13 protein-coding genes and 1 pseudogene are annotated in these 21592 nt (G+C 72.7%); all 14 read right to left on the bottom strand.

Features of this window, described 5'->3' with window-relative positions; genetic code table 11:
* Positions 1–56: 56 nt before the first annotated feature.
* Positions 57–218, bottom strand: coding sequence for a hypothetical protein (locus AC067J_RS14355; protein WP_478298921.1), 162 nt, complete (start codon positions 216–218; stop codon positions 57–59).
* Positions 219–566: 348 nt separating this feature from the next.
* Positions 567–2150, bottom strand: coding sequence for a phosphoglycerate dehydrogenase (gene serA / locus AC067J_RS14350; protein WP_478298990.1), 1584 nt, complete (start codon positions 2148–2150; stop codon positions 567–569).
* Between the two features lie 235 nt (positions 2151–2385).
* The gene (gene ilvC / locus AC067J_RS14345) at positions 2386–3384 is read right to left on the bottom strand and encodes a ketol-acid reductoisomerase (protein WP_478298920.1); all 999 of its coding nucleotides are present in this window, start codon (positions 3382–3384) and stop codon (positions 2386–2388) included.
* A 162-nt stretch (positions 3385–3546) separates the two neighbouring features.
* A complete protein-coding gene (gene ilvN, locus AC067J_RS14340; RefSeq protein WP_478298918.1) occupies positions 3547–4071 on the bottom strand; it encodes an acetolactate synthase small subunit in 525 nt (174 codons plus the stop codon).
* Positions 4072–4109: 38 nt separating this feature from the next.
* On the bottom strand, positions 4110–5963 hold the full coding sequence (locus AC067J_RS14335; protein ID WP_478298916.1) for an acetolactate synthase large subunit: 1854 nt from the start codon (positions 5961–5963) through the stop codon (positions 4110–4112).
* Between the two features lie 308 nt (positions 5964–6271).
* On the bottom strand, positions 6272–9199 hold the full coding sequence (locus AC067J_RS14330; protein ID WP_478298988.1) for a putative bifunctional diguanylate cyclase/phosphodiesterase: 2928 nt from the start codon (positions 9197–9199) through the stop codon (positions 6272–6274).
* 573 nt (positions 9200–9772) lie between these two features.
* Positions 9773–12808 carry a helix-turn-helix transcriptional regulator gene (locus tag AC067J_RS14325; protein ID WP_478298914.1) on the bottom strand — a complete coding sequence of 1012 codons (3036 nt, stop codon included), beginning with the start codon at positions 12806–12808 and terminating at the stop codon, positions 9773–9775.
* A 134-nt stretch (positions 12809–12942) separates the two neighbouring features.
* Positions 12943–13104 carry a hypothetical protein gene (locus tag AC067J_RS14320; protein WP_478298912.1) on the bottom strand — a complete coding sequence of 54 codons (162 nt, stop codon included), beginning with the start codon at positions 13102–13104 and terminating at the stop codon, positions 12943–12945.
* Positions 13105–13327: 223 nt separating this feature from the next.
* Entirely contained in the window at positions 13328–14836 is a 1509-nt protein-coding gene (gatB, locus tag AC067J_RS14315) for an Asp-tRNA(Asn)/Glu-tRNA(Gln) amidotransferase subunit GatB (protein WP_478298910.1), read from the bottom strand.
* Between the two features lie 78 nt (positions 14837–14914).
* Positions 14915–15154, bottom strand: a complete 240-nt coding sequence (locus AC067J_RS14310) for a hypothetical protein (RefSeq protein WP_327680917.1) — start codon at positions 15152–15154, stop codon at positions 14915–14917.
* Entirely contained in the window at positions 15151–16644 is a 1494-nt protein-coding gene (gene gatA, locus AC067J_RS14305; RefSeq protein ID WP_478298908.1) for an Asp-tRNA(Asn)/Glu-tRNA(Gln) amidotransferase subunit GatA, read from the bottom strand. The genes AC067J_RS14310 and gatA overlap by 4 nt, the downstream gene beginning before the upstream one ends.
* 5 nt (positions 16645–16649) lie before the next feature.
* Positions 16650–16946, bottom strand: a complete 297-nt coding sequence (gene gatC, locus AC067J_RS14300; RefSeq protein ID WP_035845952.1) for an Asp-tRNA(Asn)/Glu-tRNA(Gln) amidotransferase subunit GatC — start codon at positions 16944–16946, stop codon at positions 16650–16652.
* A gap of 187 nt (positions 16947–17133) precedes the next feature.
* A pseudogene (locus tag AC067J_RS14295) lies at positions 17134–18825 on the bottom strand (putative bifunctional diguanylate cyclase/phosphodiesterase); the annotation flags it as partial.
* Positions 18826–19199: 374 nt separating this feature from the next.
* Positions 19200–21584, bottom strand: coding sequence for an NAD-dependent DNA ligase LigA (gene ligA / locus AC067J_RS14290; protein ID WP_478298986.1), 2385 nt, complete (start codon positions 21582–21584; stop codon positions 19200–19202).
* Positions 21585–21592 lie beyond the last annotated feature (8 nt).

The raw sequence follows: 21592 nt of genomic DNA, 5'->3' as shown, positions 1-21592 counted from the left end.
GAACGCCGGGCCGGTGGATCCGGCCTCCTGCGAGGTGGGCCCCGGGGCGGCGGGTGTCAGATGCGACCGGCGGTCCCGCCGTTGTCACGGCGGTCCAGCGCCCGCTGGAGCGCGGCGGCGGCGAAGGGGTTCCGCTCGGCCGCCCGGCGGCGGCGCGGGGCGCGGGTCTGGGTGGCGGCGGGGACGGAAGCGGCGTGGCGGTCTGCGGTCGGGGACATGCCGGGCTCCTTGGTTCGTTGCGCGCCGGGGAGGGTCGCGACAGGAGGGTGTGGAACGGGAGGATCCGTGCGATGCGCGGCCGCGCGGGGCGGCGGCGGATCACGGGGCGGCACGCCGGGCGGGGATCACCCGCCCATCGGGCATGCGGGTCCACACGGGCCGAACGCCCTGGCTACAGGGGCGGCACACCGTATGACTCTTCCACGGTACGACCGGGGCGCAGCTGTGTCTGCACGAATACTTGGATTTCCTACTATCTGAGACGGGCGTCACCCGGACGCAAGCAGCAGGGCCCGGACCACCGTGCGAACGGTGGTCCGGGCCCTGCCGGCGGGGTGTCCCGGGGCTCAGGCGCCCAGGTCGACCGAGCGGGCGAAGCGGGCGCCGATCTCGCCGGCGATGGCGGTCAGGACGTCCTGCGGGATCTGGCTGTCCACCGTGATGGAGGCCAGCGCGCCGGCACCGTCGCGGGCCACCTGCATGCCGGCGATGTTGACGCCGGCGTCGCCGAGGTGGCGGCCGAGGACGCCGACCACGCCCGGGCGGTCCTCGTACTTGAAGAAGGCCATGTGGTCGGTGAGCGCCACGTCCACGTCGAAGGCGTCGACGCCGACGATCTTCTGGGTCTGCTTCGGGCCGGACAGCGTGCCGGAGATGGCGATCTCCTCGCCGTTCGCCAGGGTGCCGCGCACGGTGATCACGTTGCGGTGCTCGGGGCTCTCGCTGGAGGTGGTCAGGCGCACCTCGACACCGCGCTCCTGCGCGAACAGCGGGGCGTTGACGTAGGACACCGTCTCCGCCACGACGTCCTCGAACACGCCCTTGAGCGCGGAGAGTTCGAGCACCTTGACGTCGTGCTGGGTGATCTCGCCGCGGACCTCGACGTCGAGCCGGACGGCCACCTCGCCGGCCAGCGCGGTGAAGATCCGGCCGAGCTTCTCGGCGAGCGGCAGGCCCGGGCGGACGTCCTCGGCGATCACGCCGCCCTGGACGTTGACCGCGTCCGGCACCAGCTCGCCGGCCAGCGCCAGCCGGACCGACCTGGCGACGGCGATGCCGGCCTTCTCCTGCGCCTCGTCGGTGGAGGCGCCCAGGTGCGGGGTGGCCACCACGTTGTCGAAGGCGAACAGCGGCGAGTCGGTGCACGGCTCCTTGGCGTACACGTCGAGGCCGGCGCCGGCCACCCGGCCGTCGCGCAGCGCGGAGGCGAGCGCCTCCTCGTCGACGATGCCGCCGCGGGCGGCGTTGACGATCCGGACGCTCGGCTTGACCTTGTGCAGGGCCTCGTCGCCGATCAGGCCGATGGTCTCCGGGGTCTTCGGGAGGTGGACGGTGATGAAGTCCGAGACCTCCAGCAGCTCCTCCAGGGAGACCAGCTTGACGCCCATCTGCGCGGCGCGGGCGGCCTGGATGTAGGGGTCGTACGCGACGATCTTCATCCCGAACGCGGACATCCGCTGGGCGACCAGGACGCCGATCCGGCCGAGGCCGACGACGCCGAGCACCTTCTCGCTCAGCTCGACGCCGGTGTACTTGTTGCGCTTCCACTCGCCCTGCTTGAGCGCGGCGTTGGCCGGCGCGATGTTGCGGGCGACCGAGATCAGCAGGCCGCAGGCGAGCTCGGCGGCGGTGACGATGTTGGAGGTCGGCGCGTTGACGACCATCACGCCGGCCTTGGTGGCGGCGGAGACGTCCACGTTGTCCAGGCCGACGCCGGCCCGGGCGACCACCTTGAGCTTGCGCGCGGCGGCCAGTGCCTCGGCGTCGATCTTGGTGGCGGAGCGGATCAGGACGGCGTCGACGTCGGCGATCGCGGTCAGCAGCTCGGTGCGGTCCGCGCCGTTGCAGTGGCGGATCTCGAAGTCGGGACCGAGGGCGTCGACGGTGGCGGGCGACAGCTCCTCGGCGATCAGTACGACGCCGGTTTTCACAGTGTTAGCAGTGCTCACGACAGTGTTGTCCTTAACTGTCCGGTTCTCCCCGGCACGAAGGTGGCGTGGAAGGCGGGGGGAAGGTGGCATGCCGCGTGGATAGACGCACGACGCTGTGGGCCTGACGCGCACTCGGAGTGTATCGACGGGCTGGGTGCCAGGCTGCTCCCGTCCGGCGAAATCACCCGGACGAGAGCAGCCTAGTTGTACAAGGGCGTTACAAAACCGGTGAGGCTCAGGCCTCTTCCTTCACCCAGCTCATCAGCTTCCGGAGCTTCTTGCCGGTGGTCTCCAGCAGGTGGTCCTCGTCGGCCTTCTTGTACTCGTTGTACTTGGGCAGGCCGGCCTTGTACTCGGCGATCCAGGTGTTGGCGAAGGTGCCGTCCTGGATCTCGGTGAGGACCTTCTTCATCTCGGCCTTGGTGGCGTCGGTGATGATGCGGGGGCCGGTGACGTAGTCGCCCCACTCGGCGGTCTCGGAGACCGACCAGCGCATCTTCTCCAGGCCGCCCTCGTACATCAGGTCGACGATGAGCTTCAGCTCGTGCAGGCACTCGAAGTAGGCGATCTCCGGCTGGTAGCCGGCCTCGACCAGGGTCTCGAACCCGGCCTTCACCAGGGCGGCGGTGCCACCGCAGAGGACGGCCTGCTCACCGAACAGGTCGGTCTCGGTCTCCTCGGTGAAGGTGGTCTTGATGACGCCGGCCTTGGTGGCGCCCAGGCCCTTGGCGTAGGACAGCGCCAGGGCGAACGCGTTGCCGGTGGCGTCCTGCTCGACGGCGACGATCGCGGGGACGCCGCGGCCCTCCTCGTACTGGCGGCGGACCAGGTGGCCCGGGCCCTTCGGGGCGACCATGCAGACGTCGACGTCGGTCGGCGGCTTGATGAAGCCGAAGCGGATGTTCAGACCGTGGCCGAAGAACAGGGCGTCGCCGGCCTTCAGGTGCGGCGCGATGTCCGCCTCGTACACGTCGGCCTGGATCGGGTCCGGGACGAGGATCATGATGACGTCGGCCTCGGCCGCCGCCTCGGCGGGGGTGACCACGCGCAGCCCGGCCTCCTCGGCCTTCTGGCGCGACTTGGACTCCGGCTTCAGGCCGACCCGGACGTCCGCGCCCGAGTCGCGCAGGGACAGCGCGTGGGCGTGGCCCTGGCTGCCGTAGCCGATGACCGCGACCTTGCGGCCCTGGATGATGGACAGGTCGGCGTCGTCTTCGTAGAACAGCTCGGCCACGGGGGCACATCTCCTTGCGTGGTGGTGTTGCCGGGTACTGCGGTTCCAACCGTACGTGGACCCGGCGATGCGGTGGTTCGGTGCTTCAGGGTGTGAGACGGGCGGCGGTGCCGCACGCCGGCGCGCCGCCGGAGGGGGTGGTGGCGGGCGCCCTGCGGGCGGTCACGCGCTGCGGTCGAGGGCGCGCAGCGAACGGTCGGTGATCGAACGGGCGCCGCGCCCGATGGCGACCAGGCCGGACTGGACGAGTTCCTTGACGCCGTAGGGCTCCAGCATCCGGAGCATGGCCTCCAGCTTGTCCGAGCTGCCGGTGGCCTCGATGGTCACCGCGTCCGGGGACACGTCGACCGTCTTGGCGCGGAAGAGCTGGACGATCTCGACGATCTGCGACCGGGTCTCGTTGTCGGCGCGGACCTTCACCAGGACCAGTTCCCGCTGGATCGCAGCGGCCTGGTCGAGTTCGACGATCTTTATCACGTTGACGAGCTTGTTGAGCTGCTTGGTGACCTGCTCCAGCGGGAGGTCCTCGACGTTGACCACGATGGTCATCCGGGAGACGTCCGGGTGCTCGGTGGGGCCGACGGCGAGGGAGTCGATGTTGAAGCCCCGACGGGAGAACAGCGAGGCGATGCGGGCGAGCACGCCGGGCTTGTTCTCGACCAGGACGGAGAGGGTGTGCTTGGACATGGGTCTCTGTATCCCTAGGTCGTTCTGGAAGTGGGGCTTCAGTCGAGGTCGTCGCCGAAGTCGGGGCGGACGCCCCGGGCGAACTGGATCTCGTCGTTGCTGGTCCCGGCCGCGACCATCGGCCAGACCATGGCGTCCTGGTGGACGATGAAGTCGATGACCACCGGGCGGTCGTTGATCTCCATCGCCTGCTTGATCACGGCGTCCAGGTCCTCGGGGCGCTCGCAGCGCAGACCGACGCAGCCCATCGCCTCGGAGAGCAGGACGAAGTCGGGGATCCGGGTGCCCTGGGCCGGCGGCTCGATGCCGTCGTGGTCCGGGCCGGAGTGCAGCACCGTGTTGGAGTAGCGCTGGTTGTAGAACAGGGTCTGCCACTGGCGGACCATGCCCAGCGAGCCGTTGTTGATGACCGCGACCTTGATCGGGATGTCGTTCAGGGCGCAGGTGACCAGCTCCTGGTTGGTCATCTGGAAGCAGCCGTCGCCGTCGATCGCCCAGACCGAGGTCTCCGGACGGCCCGCCTTGGCGCCCATCGCGGCCGGCACCGCGTAGCCCATGGTCCCGGCGCCGCCGGAGTTGAGCCAGGTGCCCGGCTTCTCGAACCGGATGAACTGCGAGCTCCACATCTGGTGCTGGCCGACGCCCGCCGCGTAGATCGCGTCCGGGCCGACCAGCCGGCCGATCCGCTCGATGACCTGCTGCGGGGAGAGCAGACCGCCCGGGGCGGGCTCGTGGCCCAGCGGGTAGGTCTTCTTCCACTCGTCGAGCTTCTCCCACCAGTCCGCGTAGTCGCCCTTGTGGCCGGCGTCGAACTCGGCCTGCACGGCGACGATCAGGTCGGCCAGCACCTCGCGGGCGTCGCCGACGATCGGCACGTCGGCGGGGCGGTTCTTGCCGATCTCGGCCGGGTCGATGTCCGCGTGGACGACCTTGGCGTACGGCGCGAAGCTGTCCAGCTTGCCGGTGACCCGGTCGTCGAAGCGGGCGCCGAGGGTGAAGAGCAGGTCGGACTTCTGCAGCGCGGTGACGGCCGGGACGGAGCCGTGCATGCCGGGCATGCCCAGGTGCTGCGGGTGGCTGTCCGGGAAGGCGCCGAGCGCCATCAGGGTGGTGACCACGGGGGCGCCGGTCAGCTCGGCCAGGATGCGCAGCTCGGCCGTGGCTCCGGCCTTGATGACGCCGCCGCCGACGTAGAGGACCGGGCGCTTGGCGGAGACCAGCAGCTTCGCGGCCTCGCGGATCTGCTTGGCGTGCGGCTTGGTCACCGGGCGGTAGCCGGGCAGCGAGGTCTCGACCGGCCAGCGGAAGGTGGTGGTGGCCTGCAGGGCGTCCTTGGCGATGTCGACCAGGACGGGGCCGGGGCGGCCGGTCGCGGCGATGTGGAACGCCTCGGCGATCACCCGGGGGATCTCGGCCGGATCGGTGACCAGGTAGTTGTGCTTGGTGATCGGCATGGTGATGCCGCAGATGTCCGCCTCCTGGAAGGCGTCCGTGCCGATCGCCTTGGAGGCGACCTGGCCGGTGATCGCGACGATCGGCACCGAGTCCATGTAGGCGTCGGCGATCGGGGTCACCAGGTTGGTCGCGCCCGGGCCGGAGGTGGCCATGCAGACCCCGACCCGGCCGGTGGCCTGGGCGTAGCCGGTCGCGGCGTGGCCGGCGCCCTGCTCGTGGCGGACCAGGATGTGGCGCACCTTGGCCGAGTCCATCAGCGGGTCGTACGCGGGAAGGATGGCCCCGCCCGGGATGCCGAAGACGGTGTCCGCGCCCACGGCCTCCAGCGAGCGGATGAGCGACTGGGCGCCGGTCATGGTCTCGACGACGTGCTGGGGAGCGGGAGCGTGGGCGGCCGGGGTGTCCCCGCGGCGGGGGGATGCGGCGTGCTCAGTCATCTGCCTGTCTCTTCTCGGTTCTTGCCGGCCCGGTGGTTCCGGGCCCCGGTGGGTAGAGGGTGGGGTCCCGCTTGCGGGCCGATCGCCGGCTCTGCCCCAATCGTCCCTATTCGAGGGGCTCGGGGCCAGGGGTACTGCGGTGGTGGAACAGCGTCAGTGCAACAAAAAACCCCTCGTGCCAAGGGCATGCGAGGGGTGGCGCGTCGGTCTGTCACGAACGGGTCGTGGCCCGCTCAGCCGACGCGCCCGCCAAGTACGAGAATTCGGGTGCGCATGGCAACGACCTTCCTCCCGTCAAGGGTCGACTGTCAAGCAGGTGGGACGACAGTCTCGCCATGCGGACCTGCTCCCGGACCTGCGACGGCCCGGTGTTCCGGCAGGTCGGAGGCACCGTGGTGAGGTACGACACGTCCCGGCCCGGCCTCGCCACGGCCACTCGTACGGGCGTCCGCGGCGAGGTACGCGCGCCGTGCCGACAGGGTGCCGAGCGGTCTCGGCAGCGGGTAGGCGCGGCGGGCCAGCGCGCGCCGCAGCCGGGTCTCGTCGAGCGGCGGGGCGAAGGCCGAGCCCTGGCCCTGCCGGCAGCCCAGCTCCTGCAGCACGGCCACCTGGCGGGGCAGGTCGACGCCCTCGGCCGCGGTGACCAGGCCGAGGTCGCGGCCGAGCCGCAGGGCGTGCCCGGCGAGGGTCCGGCTGAGCGGGGACTCCCCCAGGCCCTGGACGAGCGAGCGGTCCAGCTTGAGGCCGTCGAACGGCAGCCGGGCCAGCGCGCCGAGCGAGCCGTTGCCGGCCCCGAAACCGGCCAGTGCGGTGGAGACGCCCAGCATGCGCAGGGCGCCGAGTCTGCGGCCGAGCTCGTCCGCCAGCGCGTCCGGCCCCATCCGGGCCACCTCGATGACCAGTTGGCCGCCGGGCAGCCCGCTGTCGCGCAGCGCCGCGACCACCGCCTCGTACAGGCCGGGTGCGCAGAGCCGCTCGGCGGAGAGCCGGATCGAGACCGGGACGGGCGGCGGCGCGGGGCGGCCGCGGAGCGGTACGCCGCGGCGCAGCGCGGCGGCGGTGACCGCCTCGCGGATCAGCCAGCGGGAGAACCGGGTGGCGGCGTCGCCGTGCTCGGTGGAGCGCAGGAACTCGGCGGGGGTGAGCAGCAGGCCCTGGGCGGAGCGCCAGCGGGCCTGCGCCTCGACGGCGGTGACCACGCCGCTGGCGAGGTCCACCACCGGCTGGTGGAGCAGGGTGAAGCCGCCCTCCCGGACGGCCGCCCGGAGCCGCTCGTCCAGTTCGGTGCGGCGCTCCAGGTCGGCCCGCATGGCCGGGGTGTACAGCACCACCCGGCCCTTGCCCTCGGACTTCGCCCGGTACATCGCGAGGTCGGCGTTGCGCATCAGCTCGTCGGTGGCGGCGCGCGGGTCGGCGGCCGGGCCGCGTTCGGGGGTGCCGAAGGCGATGCCGATGCTGGCGGCGACGCTGAGTTCGGCGCCGCCGATCCAGTAGGGCTCGGAGAGCGCGGTCCGCAGCCGGTCGGCGAGCTCCTGCACCTGGAGGCGGCCGAGCGGGCCGCAGACCAGTGCCGCGAACTCGTCGCCGCCGAACCGGGCGACGGTGTCGCCGCAGCGGACGGCGGACTGCAGCCGGCGGGCGGCCTGGACGAGCAGCTCGTCGCCGACCTGGTGGCCGGCGGTGTCGTTGACGGCCTTGAAGCCGTCCAGGTCGAGGAAGAGCACGGCGACGCCGGCGCCCGCCCCGTCCTGCTGGCTGCGGGTGGCCAGGGCGGCGCGCAGCCGCTGGGTGAACAGCGCCCGGTTGGGCAGGTCGGTGAGCGGGTCGTGGAAGGCGTTGTGCTGCAACTGGGCCTGGAGTATCACGCGTTCGGTGACGTCCCGGCTGTTCAGGATGAGGCCGTCGCGGTACCGGTCGACGGTCGACTCGACGTGCAGCCACTCGCCGCCGCCGGAGCTGATCCGGCACTCCACCCGGGCGGCGGCCGGTTCGGCGCCGCCCGGGTCGCGGTGGGCGGCGAGCCGGCCGCGGGCCAGGAAGCGGCGGACCTCCAGCAGCACCCGGTCGACGTCCTCGGGGTGGATCAGGTCGAGCAGGTTGCCGCCGACCAGTTCCTCGGGGTCGCGGCCGTAGACGCCGAGCGCGGCCGGGGAGACGTAGGAGAGCACACCGTTGGCACCGGCGATCATGATGACGTCGCTGGAGCCCTGCACCAGGGACCGGAAGTGCGCCTCCTTGTGGGCGAGCTCCTGGGCCAGCGAGAGGTTGTCGAGCAGCATGATGCCCTGCCGCAGGATCAGCGCCAGGCCGACCGTGCAGGCGGCCGAGGCCACCACCCGGTCCAGCGACCGTCCACCGAGGGCGTTGTAGAGGATGCCGGCGGTGCAGACGGCGGCCGCCGCGTACGGCGTGAGCGCGCTGAAGGTGGTGGCGACCCGGCGTCTGGGCAGGCCGCCGAGGGCCGGGTGCTCGCGCAGCGGGCGGCGCCAGCGCGGGGACCACGGCGCCCAGGCGAGCAGCAGGCTGCCGGCGAACCAGCCGGCGTCCAGCAGTTCGCCGGAGTGGTAGCTGCTGCGCAGCTCGGGCGAGGTGAACAGGGCGTCGCAGAGCACCGTGACGGCGAGGCCGACCATGGCGGTGTGGACGGCCGCCCGGTTGCCGTCCCGGCCGCCGAAGCGCAGCCCGACCACCAGGGAGACCAGCAGGATGTCCAGGACGGGGTAGGCCAGGTTGAGGGCCAGCCGGAGCGGGGAGCCGGCCTCGCCCGCGGCGGTGCGGCCGAGCGCGAGGCTCCAGCTGAGGGTGAACAGCGAGCCGGCCACCAGCCAGCCGTCCAGCAGCAGGCAGAGCCAGCCGGCGGCGGTGCGGGGGCGCTGCGCGAGCACCAGGACGCCGGTGATGGCGAGCGGGGCGAACAGCAGGAAGGCGTACTCGGCGAGCGAGTTCTGCGGCAGCTGGGTCCGTTCGACGAGCTCGTACCAGCCCCAGGTGCCGTTGCCGAAGGCCACCATGAGCGAGGAGAGGCCGAACAGCAGCCAGGCCGGGCGGGCGTGGCCGCCGACCGTGCAGCCGTACGCGAGACAGGAGAGCGCGGCGGCGAGGGCCGCCGCAGCCAGGCCGAAGTCGCCCATGAAGACGGCGATCTGGTGCGAGCCCCAGCCGAGCGCCGCGCCCAGGGTGTAGGCGAGGCAGAGCACGCCGAGGGCGGCGCCGGGCAGGTTGCGGCTGTAGAGCACGCGGCGGACCGGCCGGAGGCGGTCGGGCCCGCCCGGGGCCGCGGGCCGGTCGGCCGCGGAGCGGTCGGCTGCCGACCGGTCGACTGCCGACCGGCCCGGGGCGGGTGGGGCGGCCGTGGGCGGGGCGGCCGCGGGCAGGGCGGTGTCCGGCGCCTCCGGGCGTCCGGCTCCGGGCAGCACCGCGTCGGTGGAGCTCACTCGGCCTCTCCCCCTCCGGCCCGGGGCCTGGCGCCCCGGCCACGGACCACCGGCCGCGCGCCTGGTGGCCGTACGCGGCGACCTGGCGCCCCGTCAGGGCGGTGGCCCAGGGGGCGGGCGGCCTGCCGGCCGTCCCACCGCACCGATGTTCCCGCTCGGGACCCTACACCACTTCGGTCACTCAATGACACGCACACTCAACTTAGAGTAATGGCGCAGGCTTGGGGAAATGCCCCCGATTCCGGCGAAACCGGCCGGTTGGCGGGGGCGTGCGGGCGGGGGCACACGCGGCGCGCACGGGAGCACATGACAGCGCCCGACAGATCACCGCCGGGTGGCGGCGGTGACCGGTCGGGCGTCGGGCGGGGCGGGGGGTCAGCGGCCGGCCGGGAGCAGCTCCTCCGGGAAGAGCCGCAACCGGTGGGCCAGCGCGGCCGCTTCACCCCGGCCGGTCACCGCGAGCTTGCCGAGGATGTTGGAGACGTGCACGCTCGCGGTCTTCGGCGAGATGTACAGCTCCTCGGCGATCTGCCGGTTGGTGCGGCCCCGGGCGAGCAACCGGAGCACGTCCCGCTCACGGGGGGTGAGGCCGAAGGAGTCGCCGACCGGGGCCACCGGGGCCGGACCGGGGCGGCGCACGGTGAGCGCCAGACCGGCCCGCTCGGCCAGCGCGTCGATCTCGGCGCCGAGCGCGATGTCGGACCGGGCGATCGCCAGTTCCCGTGCCTCGCGCAGCAGTTCGACGCCGGCGTCGCGGCGGCCGGCCAGCACCTCGGCCTCGCCGGCCCGCAGCAGCGCGAGCGCCAGCGGGTACGGCAGACCGGTCGGGCGCAGCGCCTCGATCGCGGCGGCCCAGTGCGCCGGGGTGTCCGCCCCCTCGGCGCGGGCCAGCTCGCCCTCCAGCAGCCGGGCCCAGCCGTGGTGCAGCGGCGCGGTCGGGACCAGTCCGGCGGCGATGGAGGCGATCCGGGCCAGCACCGCGGCCCGGCCCGGGTCGGCCTCCGGCAGGCCCCGGCTGTCCGCCTCGGCGGCGGCGCCGTCGGCCAGCAGCGGGTAGAGGTCGGCGACGTAGCCGCACCGGAGGTCCTCGTCCAGGGAGGCGAGCAGTTCGGCGCGGGCGTCCAGCGGGCGGCCGGCCCCGGCGGCGATCCGCAGCGCCAGCCGCGCGATCGGGACGGAGTGCTGGAGCTGGCCGACCCGGTTGGCCGCCCGGGCCTGCGTCAGCATGGCGGCGGCGCCGGACAGGTCGCCGCGGAGCAGGGCGAGTTCGCCGCGCATCCGGTCCAGGAACTCCGCGTGGGTGCCGGTCGAGCCGGTCGGGTCGCTCTCGGAGAGCACCCGCTCGGCCTCGTCGATCCGCCCGAGGTCCATCAGCGCCTCGACGAGGTTGCCGGCCAGGATGGTGCCGATGTTGCGCTGCAGCCCGTTGCCGCGCGCCGACTCCAGGCCCTCGCGGGCCAGCGCCGCCGCCTCCTCGGCCCGGCCGAGCCCGCGCTGCATGGAGGACAGGTTGTTGATGCCGCGCAGCAGGACGTCCGTCGCGCCGATCCGCCGGGTGGCCTCCACCGCCGCGGTGAGCTGGGCGACCGCGGTGTCCGGGTCGGAGTCGAGGTCGTTGCGCAGCCCGCCGAGCGTCATCAGGGCGTGCTGCTCGACGGCGTGCGCACCCACCTCGCGCGCGATCCGGACGGCCCGCTCGGCGAGCTCGACCAGCTCGGGCCGGGGGTTGGAGAGCATCCCGCTGCCGGCGCCGAGCGCGAACACCTCGGCCTGCACGGCGGACGGCGGCAGGTGCTCGACCAGCCGGTGCGCGTACGCGATCTCCGCCTCGTCACCGGAGCGGCGCAGGTGGCCGAGCATCCGGGCCCGGTTGATCCGGAACCAGGCGGCGCGGGCCGGGTGCTCGGCCTCGTCGACCAGCTTGATGGCCCGCTTGGCCAGGCTCAGGCCGCGCTCGCGGTCGCCGGTGCGGCGGGCCGCGACCACCGCCTCGGCGAGCACGTCGATCAGGTTCAGCCGGTCGCAGCTCTCGTCGTGGGCGTCGGCGTCGCAGGAGCAGGGCGGGTAGGTCTCGGCCCAGTCGTACGGGCGCAGGGTGCCGGCGAGCACCTCCTCGGAGACCTCGTCCCAGAGCTCCAGGGCCCGCTCCAGCATGCGCAGCTGCTCGGCGAAGGCGTTGCGGCGCCGGGCGGCCCGGGCGGCGTCCAGGGCGGTCGGCAGGGCCCGGGCCGGATCGTGCGCGTGGTACCAGTAGTTGGCCAGCCGGGCCGGCCGGGTGTCGCTGCCGACCAGCTGCGGATCGGCCTCCAGGGCCTCGGCGAAGCGGCGGTTGATCCGGTGCCGTTCACCGGGCAGCAGGTCGTCCGAGACGGCCTCGCGGACCAGCGCGTGCCGGAACCGGTAGCCGTCGCCGTCGGTGTCCGGGCGCAGGATGTTGGCGCCGACCGCCTCGCGGAGCGAGGCGATCAGCTCCTCCTCGTCGTCCAGGACGGCGGCGAGCAGGGCGTGTTCGACGTAGGAGCCGCCCTCGGCGGCGATCCGCAGCACCCGCTGGGTCTGCTCGTCCAGCGCCTCGACCCGGACCAGCAGGATGTCCCGCAGGGAGTCGGTGAGCCCGGCCGAGCAGCCCTCCCGGAGGGCGGTGGCCAGCTCCTCGACGAAGAACGGGTTGCCCTCGGAGCGGCGGTGGATCCGGTCGACCAGCTGCCGGTCGGGCGCGGCGGTGCCGAGGATGCCGGCCAGCTGCGCGGCCACCTCGCCCGGCCCGAACCGCTCCAGCTCCATCCGCTGCACGGTGCGCAGCCGCTCCAGCTCGGCCAGGAAGGGCCGCAGCGGGTGGCGGCGGTGCAGGTCGTCGCTGCGGTAGGTGGCGACGAGCAGGACGCGGGCCCGGTGCAGGGTGCGGACCAGGTAGGCGAACAGCTCCCGGGTGGACCGGTCGGACCAGTGCAGGTCCTCGATGGCGAGCACGAGGGTACGGTCCGTGCCGAGTCGTTCGAACAGTCTCGCGGTGTGCTCGAACAGCCGGGCCCGGCCGTACTCGTCGTTGGGTTCGCCGTCGGCCTCGCCGAAGTCGGGCAGCAGCCGGGCGAGGTGGCCCTCCATGCCGGAGGCGGCGTCCTCCAGTTCGGTGCCCAGGCCGCGGTGCAGCCGGCGCAGCGCGGTGGCCAGCGGTGCGTACGGCAGCCCCTCGGCGCCGACCTCCAGGCAGCCGCCGACGGTGGTCAGCACCCCCTCGTGGCAGGCCCGGCGGAGGAACTCCTCCAGCAGCCGGGTCTTGCCGACGCCGGCCTCGCCGCCGATCAGCACGGCCTGCGGCTGCCCGGAGCCGGCCCGCCGCAGCGCGTCCGTCAGGGCGGTGAGTTCCGGATCGCGGCCGACGAAGACGGGACTCACCGATATCTGCTGCATGGATGCGAGCATGCCATAGACGTCCTGCGCCGGCCGAGCGGTTATCCCGCCCTCCGGACGCCCGGAAGGGGAGGCGCTCCCCCGTGGCGCCTCCCCTTCCGGATTCCCTGCGGCACCGGGCTGGTGCCGGTCCGTCAGCATTCGCTCGGACGCACTGCGCGCCGCCCGGTGCGGAAGGCGACGTTCGGCCGCCAGCCGGTGCGCTTGGCGGTCTTGGCCTCGCGTACCAGGCGCTGGTGCTCGGCCAGGGCGTGCAGTTCCTGCTCGTGCTGCTTGATGAGCTCGTACTCGATCACGGTGTTTCCCCTTGTGGGTTTCGGTGTGTCCCTCGTTCTGGGGTAAACACTCCTCCCCCAGGGGGGTGGGCCGCATCGGCAGCCTGCCGGATCTTGCGGGCCGCCGGAGCCTTAGGCGTCCGGCCCCGGGTACGGCAAAGGCCCGGTCCCACCCCTTATGAGGGGTAAGACCGGGCCTAAGGCGCCTAAGTAGGCCTTAGAAGGCCTTATATGCCTTAGAAACTCAGGCGGAAGCGCCCAGCTTCTCAAGGATCAGGTCCTTCACCCGGGCCGCGTCGGCCTGGCCGCGGGTGGCCTTCATGACCGCACCGACCAGCGCGCCGACGGCCGCGACCTTGCCGTCGCGGATCTTGGCGGCGATCGCCTCGTTCTCGGCGATGGCCTGGTCGACGGCGGCGCCGAGCGCCGAGTCGTCCGAGACGACGGCCAGGCCGCGCTTCTCGACGACCTCGTCCGGCTCGCCCTCGCCGGCCAGCACGGCCTCGATGACCTGGCGGGCCAGCTTGTCGTTCAGCTTGCCCTCGGCGACCAGCGCGGTGACCCGGGCGACCTGCGCCGGGGTGATCGGCTGCTCGCTCAGCTCGGTGCCGGTCTCGTTGGCGCGGCGGGCCAGCTCGCCCATCCACCACTTGCGGGCCTGGTCGGCCGGGGCGCCCGCGGCGATGGTCTCCTGGATCGGCTCGACGGCGCCCGCGTTCAGCACCGACTGCATGTCCTTGTCGGTCAGGCCCCACTCGGCCTGGAGACGGGCCCGGCGCACCCGCGGCAGCTCGGGCAGCGCGGCGCGCAGCTCCTCGACCCACTCGCGCGAGGGCGCGATCGGGACCAGGTCCGGCTCCGGGAAGTAGCGGTAGTCCTCGGCGTTGTCCTTGATCCGGCCGGCCGTGGTGCTGCCGTCCTCCTCGTGGAAGTGCCGGGTCTCCTGGACGATCGTGCCGCCGTCGCCGAGCACGGTGGCGTGCCGCTGGATCTCGAACCGGGCGGCCCGCTCGACGCTGCGCAGCGAGTTGACGTTCTTGGTCTCGGAGCGGGTGCCGAAGGTCTCGGTGCCGTTCGGGCGCAGCGACAGGTTGACGTCGCAGCGCATCTGGCCCTTGTCCATCCGGGCCTCGGAGACGCCCAGCGCCTTGATCAGCTCGCGCAGCTCGGCGACGTACGCCTTGGCGACCTCGGGGGCGCGCTCGCCCGCTCCCTCGATCGGCTTGGTGACGATCTCGATCAGCGGGATGCCGGCCCGGTTGTAGTCGAGCAGCGAGTGCGTGGCGCCGTGGATGCGGCCGGTCGCGCCACCGACGTGGCTGGACTTGCCGGTGTCCTCCTCCATGTGGGCGCGCTCGATCTCCACGCGGAAGGTCGTGCCGTCCTCCAGCTGCACGTCGAGGTAGCCGTTGAAGGCGATCGGCTCGTCGTACTGCGAGGTCTGGAAGTTCTTCGGCATGTCCGGGTAGAAGTAGTTCTTCCGCGCGAACCGGCACCACTCGGCGATCTCGCAGTTCAGCGCCAGGCCGATCTTGACGGCCGACTCCACGCCGACCGCGTTGACCACCGGCAGCGAGCCCGGCAGGCCCAGACAGGTCGGGCAGACCTGGCTGTTCGGCTCGGCACCCAGCTCGGTCGAGCAACCGCAGAACATCTTGGTCTTGGTGCCCAGCTCGACGTGGACCTCAAGGCCCATGACCGGGTCGTACGACGCGAGAGCGTCCTCGTAGGAGACCAGGTTCTTGACGCTCACAGCGTCCCCTTCACTAAAAGTCTTGGAGGTGCCGGCCCGGCCTGTACGGCGGGTACAGGCCGGGCCTCGCGGGCTCGGTCAGCCCAGCAGGACGTCGTCGTCGCCCAGCCGGCGCAGCTCGCGCACCAGCAGGGCGGTGCCGGTGACCAGCGCGGCGGCACCGACCAGGGCGTTGACCAGCTTGAGGGTGTCGTTCTCGCCCCGGGCCTTGCGGACGTCCTTCACGACGGTGATCACGCTGAACGCGCTCGTACCGATGGACAGCCACAGGCCTGGCTTCGAGTGCTTGAAGCCCTTGGCCTTCTCGATCTTGCTCACAGTGCCGGTGCCTCCTCCAGCAGGGGGTGCCCCCACTTGTCGTTGAGTGCGGCCTCCACGGCGCCGCCCACGCGGTACAGGCGGTCGTCCGCCATCGCGGGTGCGATGATCTGCAGGCCGACCGGGAGATTGTCCTCCGGGGCCAGCCCGCACGGCAGCGACATGGCCGCATTGCCCGCCAGGTTGGACGGAATCGTGCACAGGTCGGCCAGATACATCGCCATCGGGTCGTCGGCGCGCTCGCCGATCGGGAAGGCGGTGGTCGGGGTGGTCGGCGAGACCAGGACGTCCACGCCGGCGAACGCGGCGTCGAAGTCGCGGGAGATCAGCGTGCGCACCTTCTGGGCCGAGCCGTAGTAGGCGTCGTAGTAGCCCGAGGAGAGCGCGTAGGTGCCGAGGATGATGCGGCGCTTGACCTCGGGGCCGAAACCGGCCTCGCGGGTGAGCGCGGTGACGTCCTCGGCGGAGCGGGTGCCGTCGTCGCCGACCCGCAGGCCGTAGCGCATCGCGTCGAAGCGGGCCAGGTTGGACGAGGCCTCGCTGGGCGCGATCAGGTAGTACGCGGGCAGCGCCAGGGTGAAGGACGGGCAGGAGACCTCGACGACCTCCGCGCCCAGCTCGCGCAGCAGCTCCACCGACTCGTTGAAGCGCTGCATGACGCCGGCCTGGTAGCCCTCGCCGGCGAACTCCTTCACGACGCCGATCCGCATGCCGCGGACGTCGCGCCGCCTGGCGGCCTCGACCACGGCCGGGACCGGCGCGTCGATCGAGGTGGAGTCCAGCGGGTCGTGGCCGGCGATGGCCTCGTGCAGCAGCGCCGCGTCCAGCACGGTGCGGGCGCACGGGCCGCCCTGGTCCAGCGAGGACGAGAACGCGACCAGGCCGTAGCGGGAGACCGAGCCGTAGGTGGGCTTCACGCCGACGGTGCCGGTGACGGCGCCGGGCTGGCGGATCGAGCCGCCGGTGTCGGTGCCGATCGCCAGCGGGGCCTGGAACGCGGCCAGCGCGGCGGCCGAACCGCCGCCGGAGCCGCCGGGGATCCGGGAGAGGTCCCACGGGTTGCCGGTCGCGCCGTAGGCGGAGTTCTCGGTGGAGGAGCCCATCGCGAACTCGTCCATGTTGGTCTTGCCGAGGATCACCACGCCGGCGTCCTTGAGACGCGTGGTCAGGGTGGCGTCGTACGGCGGGATCCAGCCTTCGAGGATCTTGGAGCCGCAGGTGGTCGGCACGCCCTTGGTGGTGAAGACGTCCTTCAGCGCCAGCGGGACGCCGGCCAGCGGGCCCAGCTCCTCGCCCTTGGCGCGCTTCTCGTCGACGGCCCGGGCGGCGCTCAGCGCGCCCTCGGTGTCGACGTGCAGGAAGGCGTTGACCTTCTTGTCGACGGCGTCGATGCGGTCCAGGTGCGCCTGGGCGACCTCGACGGCGGAGACCTCGCCGGTGGAGATCGCGGCGGCCGTCTCGGCGGCGGTGTAACGGATCAGGTCGGTCATCTCGGTCAGTCCTCCCCGAGGATCTGCGGCACACGGAAACGCTGCTCCTCGGCGGCGGGGGCGCCGGCCAGCGCCTGCTCCGGGGTGAGCGACGGCCGCACCTCGTCCGCGCGCATGACGTTGGTCAGCGGCAGCGGGTGGGAGGTCGGCGGGACGTCCTGTCCGGCGACCTCGGAAACGCGGGCGACCGCGCCGATGATCACGTCGAGCTGCTCGGCGAAGTGGTCCAGCTCTTCGGCCTGCAACTCAAGACGCGACAGCCGAGCGAGGTGGGCGACCTCCTCGCGCGTGATGCCAGGCATGCAGCGATCCTCAGGGTGAGTTCTGGTGAGGCCCGGTACCGCCTTCCGGCGGAGCCGGGCCCGGGCAGGAGCGGCCTGTCCGGCGCTCCCGTCCTCTTGGTCTGTGGTCCCCATCCTATGGGGCGCGGCCCGGCCACCGGCCAACGAGTGAGGGCGGGCCCAGGTCACCCCGGGCGCGCGGCGCGCCTCACTGGGGGCGGGTCGGCGCCCAACTCTGCGTCCCGGGCGCCTGGATCTCCATCTTCGCGGCCTGCAGCGCCTCGATCACCGGCGGCAGGACGGGCGGCAGGACCGGCTGGATCACCGGCGGCAGCACGGGCTGGATCACCGACGGCAGCTGGACGACGGGGGCCGCGGAGAGCCGCTCCACCGGCGGGGCGCCGGTGCGGTGCACCCGCAGCCAGGCGGTCGCCTGCTCGGCCGGCAGCGCCGCCGAGACCAGCCAGCCCTGCACGGCGTCCACGCCCATGCGGTTCAGCCGCTCCCAGGTCTCGTCGTCCTCGACGCCCTCGGCGACCACGGTCAGGCCGAGCGAGTGCGCCAGCTCCACCGAGCAGCGGACCACCGCCGCGTCGTGGTCGTCGGCGACCATCCGGGAGACGAAGGAACGGTCGATCTTCAGCTCGCCGACCGGCAGGCTGCGCAGCCGCACCAGCGAGGAGTGGCCGGTGCCGAAGTCGTCCAGGGACATCCCGACGCCGTAGCCGCGCAGCTCCGCGAGGGTGTCGGCGGCCCGCCGCGAGTCGTCCAGCAGCAGCCGTTCGGTGATCTCCAGCTGGAGCGCGTGGGCCGGCACCTGGTGGCGGACCAGGTGGCCGGCGACCCGCTGGGCGAAGCCGGGGTTGAGCACGTCGCGCGGCGAGACGTTCACCGCGACCTGGACCTGGAGGCCCTGCTCGCGCCAGGTGGCGAGCTGGCCGACGGCGGCCTCCAGCACGTAGTCGGTCAGCCGGGGCATCAGGCCGCTGGACTCGGCCAGGCCGACGAACTCGTCCGGCGAGACCTTGCCCTGGCCGGGCCGCTCCCAGCGGAGCAGCGCCTCCAGCCCGACCACCCGGCCGTCGAAGGCGACCTTGGGCTGGTAGTGCAGCTGCACCTCGCCGGTCTCCAGGGCCCGCCGCAGGTCGCCCAGCAGCCCGATCCGGTAGGGCGTGTCGGCGTCCTGCGCCTCGTCGTACTGCTCGACCGAGGTGCGGCCCTGCTGGGCGTGGCCCATCGCGACGTCGGCCCGGCGCAGAAGCGATTCGGCGTCCTGGGCGTGCTGCGGGTAGACGCACACGCCGGCGCTGGCCTCCAGGACGAGCAGCAGGCCGTCCAGGCGGATGGGTGCGGCGAGTTCGGCGATCAGCGCCTTGGCCACCTTCTCCAGCGAGTCCGGGCAGCCGATGCCGGGCAGCAGGACGGCGAACTCGTCGCCGCCCATCCGGGCCACCATCGGGCGGCCGCGGTAGTGCCGGGGCAGGCCGGCGAAGACGTCGTCGATCGACTCGCGGGTGGCGCTGCCGGCCGCCCCGCCGGAGCGCAGCGCCCGGTGCAGGCGGCGGGCGATGTGCACCAGCAGCCGGTCGCCGGCGGTATGGCCGAGGGTGTCGTTGAGCGACCGGAAACGGTCGAGGTCGAGCAGGATCAGACCGACGCTGTACCCCTCGGCGTGCTCGGCGATCGCCTCCTGGGCGGCGAGCAATAACGCCTGGCGGTTGGGCAGGTCGGTCAGCGGGTCGGTGAGCTGGTCCCGGGCGCGGTCCCGGGCGATCCGCCAGGCGGCGACCAGCACGGCCAGCGGAACCGCGAACAGCGGCAGCAGCTCGGGTTCGTAGCGGTAGACCAGCACGGCCAGCGGAATGAGCGGTGCGGCGCCGGCCAGCAGGACGCCGAGCAGCAGGACCGCACCTGCCACCCCCTGCGGCGGGCGTGTGGGCGCACCGCCGGTCGTACGATCCATAAGCCCTGTCCTCCGTCGGGCCCGCCCCGTCAGGCCGCCTAGCGGTGGGGCACCGTACCGGTGCCGGCAGCCTGCCGGGCATGGAGCGGCCCCGCGGAGTCCGGCTCAGCCGGTACCCCCACCCCTGCTGACACTCTGTTGCGCTCCAGGGTATGCGCGGGTCCACCCGACGGGCAGACTTTCGGACAACCGGAAATGCGCCACCGCGCTCCGGTGCCGCACAGTGACACGATTCCCGCTATCACTGTGCGACACCCGATGACGTTGCATCAGGACGATAACAAGACGGATCCCGGGCTTCCGCGCGCGGGTCAGCCCTCGGCGGGCTCCTCGGTGGGCTCCTCGGCGGCGCCCTCCTCGGCCGTCCCCTCGGGCGTCTCCTCGGGCGTCTCCGCTGCGGCCTTCGCGGCGCGCTTCTTCGCGGGCGCCTTCTTCACCGGCTCCTCGACCACCGGCTCCGGCGGCAGCCCCAGGTGGACCCGGGCCGCCGCGGAACCCTGCTCCAGCAGGACGGCGAAGCCCGCGTCGTCGAGGACCGGCAGCCCGAGCTGAACGGCCTTGTCGTACTTGGACCCCGGATTGTCCCCGGCGACCACGAAGTGGGTCTTCTTCGAGACCGACCCGGTCACCTTCGCGCCGCGCGAGGTCAGCGCCTCCTTGGCGCCGTCCCGGGTGTGCCCGGCCAGCGTGCCCGTGACGACGACGGTCAGGCCCTCCAGCGGACGCTCGGCCTCCTCCTCGGGGGCCTCCTCGGTGAAGCGGACACCGGCCGCGCGCCACTTCTCGACGATCTCCCGGTGCCAGTCCACCTGGTACCACTCGATGATCGACCGCGCGGTGCCCGTGCCGACGCCGTCGGTGGCGGCCAGCCGCTCCTCGCTCGCCGCGAAGATCGCGTCCAGGTCGCGGAACTCCCGGGCCAGGTCCTGCGCCGCGACCGGGCCCACGTGCCGGATCGAGAGGCCGTTGAGGAAGCGCCAGAGCGGGCGGTCCTTGGCCTTCTCGATGTTGTCGAGCATCAGCCCGGTGTTCTTCTTCGGCGCCCCGGTGGTGGTGGCGAAGAAGAACACCTCCTTCTCCTCGCCGGTCTCGTCGTCGAGCTTGGGCATGCCGGTCTTCTGGTCGCGCACCAGCACCTTGATCGGCAGCAACTGCTCCACCGTCAGGCCGAAGATGTCGCCCTCGTTCCCCACCGGCGCGGCGGCGGGCGCCAGCGGCTGGGTCAGCGCGGTGGCCGCGACGTAGCCCAGGCCCTCGATGTCCAGCGCCGAGCGCCCCCCGAGGAAGGCGATCCGCTCGCGGATCTGGGCCGGGCAGAACTGCGCGTTCGGACAGCGCAGGTCGATGTCCCCCTCCGCCATCGGCCGGAGCTCCGCACCGCACTCGGGGCAGTGCGAGGGCATCACGAACGGCACCTCGCTGCCGTCCCGCAGGGTGTAGACCGGGCCGAGGATCTCCGGAATGACGTCCCCGGCCTTGCGCAGCACCACGGTGTCGCCCAGCAGGACGTCCTTGGCCTTCACCACGTCCTGGTTGTGCAGCGTCGCGTACTGGACCATCGAACCGGCCACCTTGACCGGCTCGGCCAGCACCGCGTACGGGGTGGCCCGGCCGGTGCGCCCGATGCCGATCTTGATCTCGGCCAGCTTGCCGGTGACCTCCTCCGGCGGGTACTTCCAGGCGATCGCCCAGCGCGGGGACTTGGAAGTGGAGCCGAGCCGGCCCTGCAGGGCGATCTCGTCCACCTTGACGACCACGCCGTCGATCTCGTGCTCGACCGAGTGCCGCTGCTCGCCGAAGTGCCTGATGAAGGCGCGGACCTCGTCGAGGGTCCCCACCACCTTGTTGTGCCGGGCGGTGGGCAGGCCCCAGTCGTGCAGCAGCCGGTAGGCGTGCGACTGGTTGTCGATGTCGAAGCCGACCCGCGCGCCGATGCCGTGCACCACCATCTGCAGCGGGCGGGAGGCGGTGACCAGCGGGTCCTTCTGGCGGAGCGAACCGGCGGCGGCGTTCCGCGGGTTCATGAACAGCCGGATCATCGCCCGGGGGCGCTTGCCCTCCTTGGCGCGCTCCTCGTTCTCCAGCCGGCGGCGCTCGTTCTCCTCGGCGAAGGAGGCGTTGAGCGCCTCGAAGGCGTCGGTCGGGAAGTAGACCTCACCGCGGATCTCGACCAGCTCGGGGACGTCCTCCCCCTTCAACCGGTGCGGGATCTCCTTGATGGTGCGGACGTTGGCGGTGATGTCCTCGCCGACCCGGCCGTCGCCGCGGGTCGCCGCCTGCACCAACTGACCGTTCTCGTAGGTGAGGTTGACGGCCAGGCCGTCCACCTTGAGCTCGCAGAGGTAGTGGTAGTCGATGCCGGCCAGCTCGGCGGCGACGCGCTCGGCCCAGGCCGCCAGCTCGTCGTCGTCCATCGCGTTGTCCAGGCTGAGCAGCCGCTCCCGGTGCTCGACGGGGGCGAACAGCGCGGTCGGCGCGCCGCCGACCCGCTGGGTCGGCGACTCCGGCGTGACCAGCGCCGGGTGCTCGGCCTCCAGTCCCTCCAACTCGCGCATCAGCGTGTCGAACTCGGCGTCGCTGACGACCGGAGCGTCCTGCTCGTAGTAGCGGGCCCGGTGGTCCTCGATCTCGGCCGCCAGCTCGGCGTGCCGCCTGCGCACCTCCGCCGGGACGTCCTCCCAGCCCTCGACAGCCACCACCGCAA

The organism is Kitasatospora sp. NPDC042419, from assembly GCF_056437345.1.
Note: the sequence above shows the minus strand (reverse complement) of the source record. Positions and strands in the feature narration are given on the sequence as shown.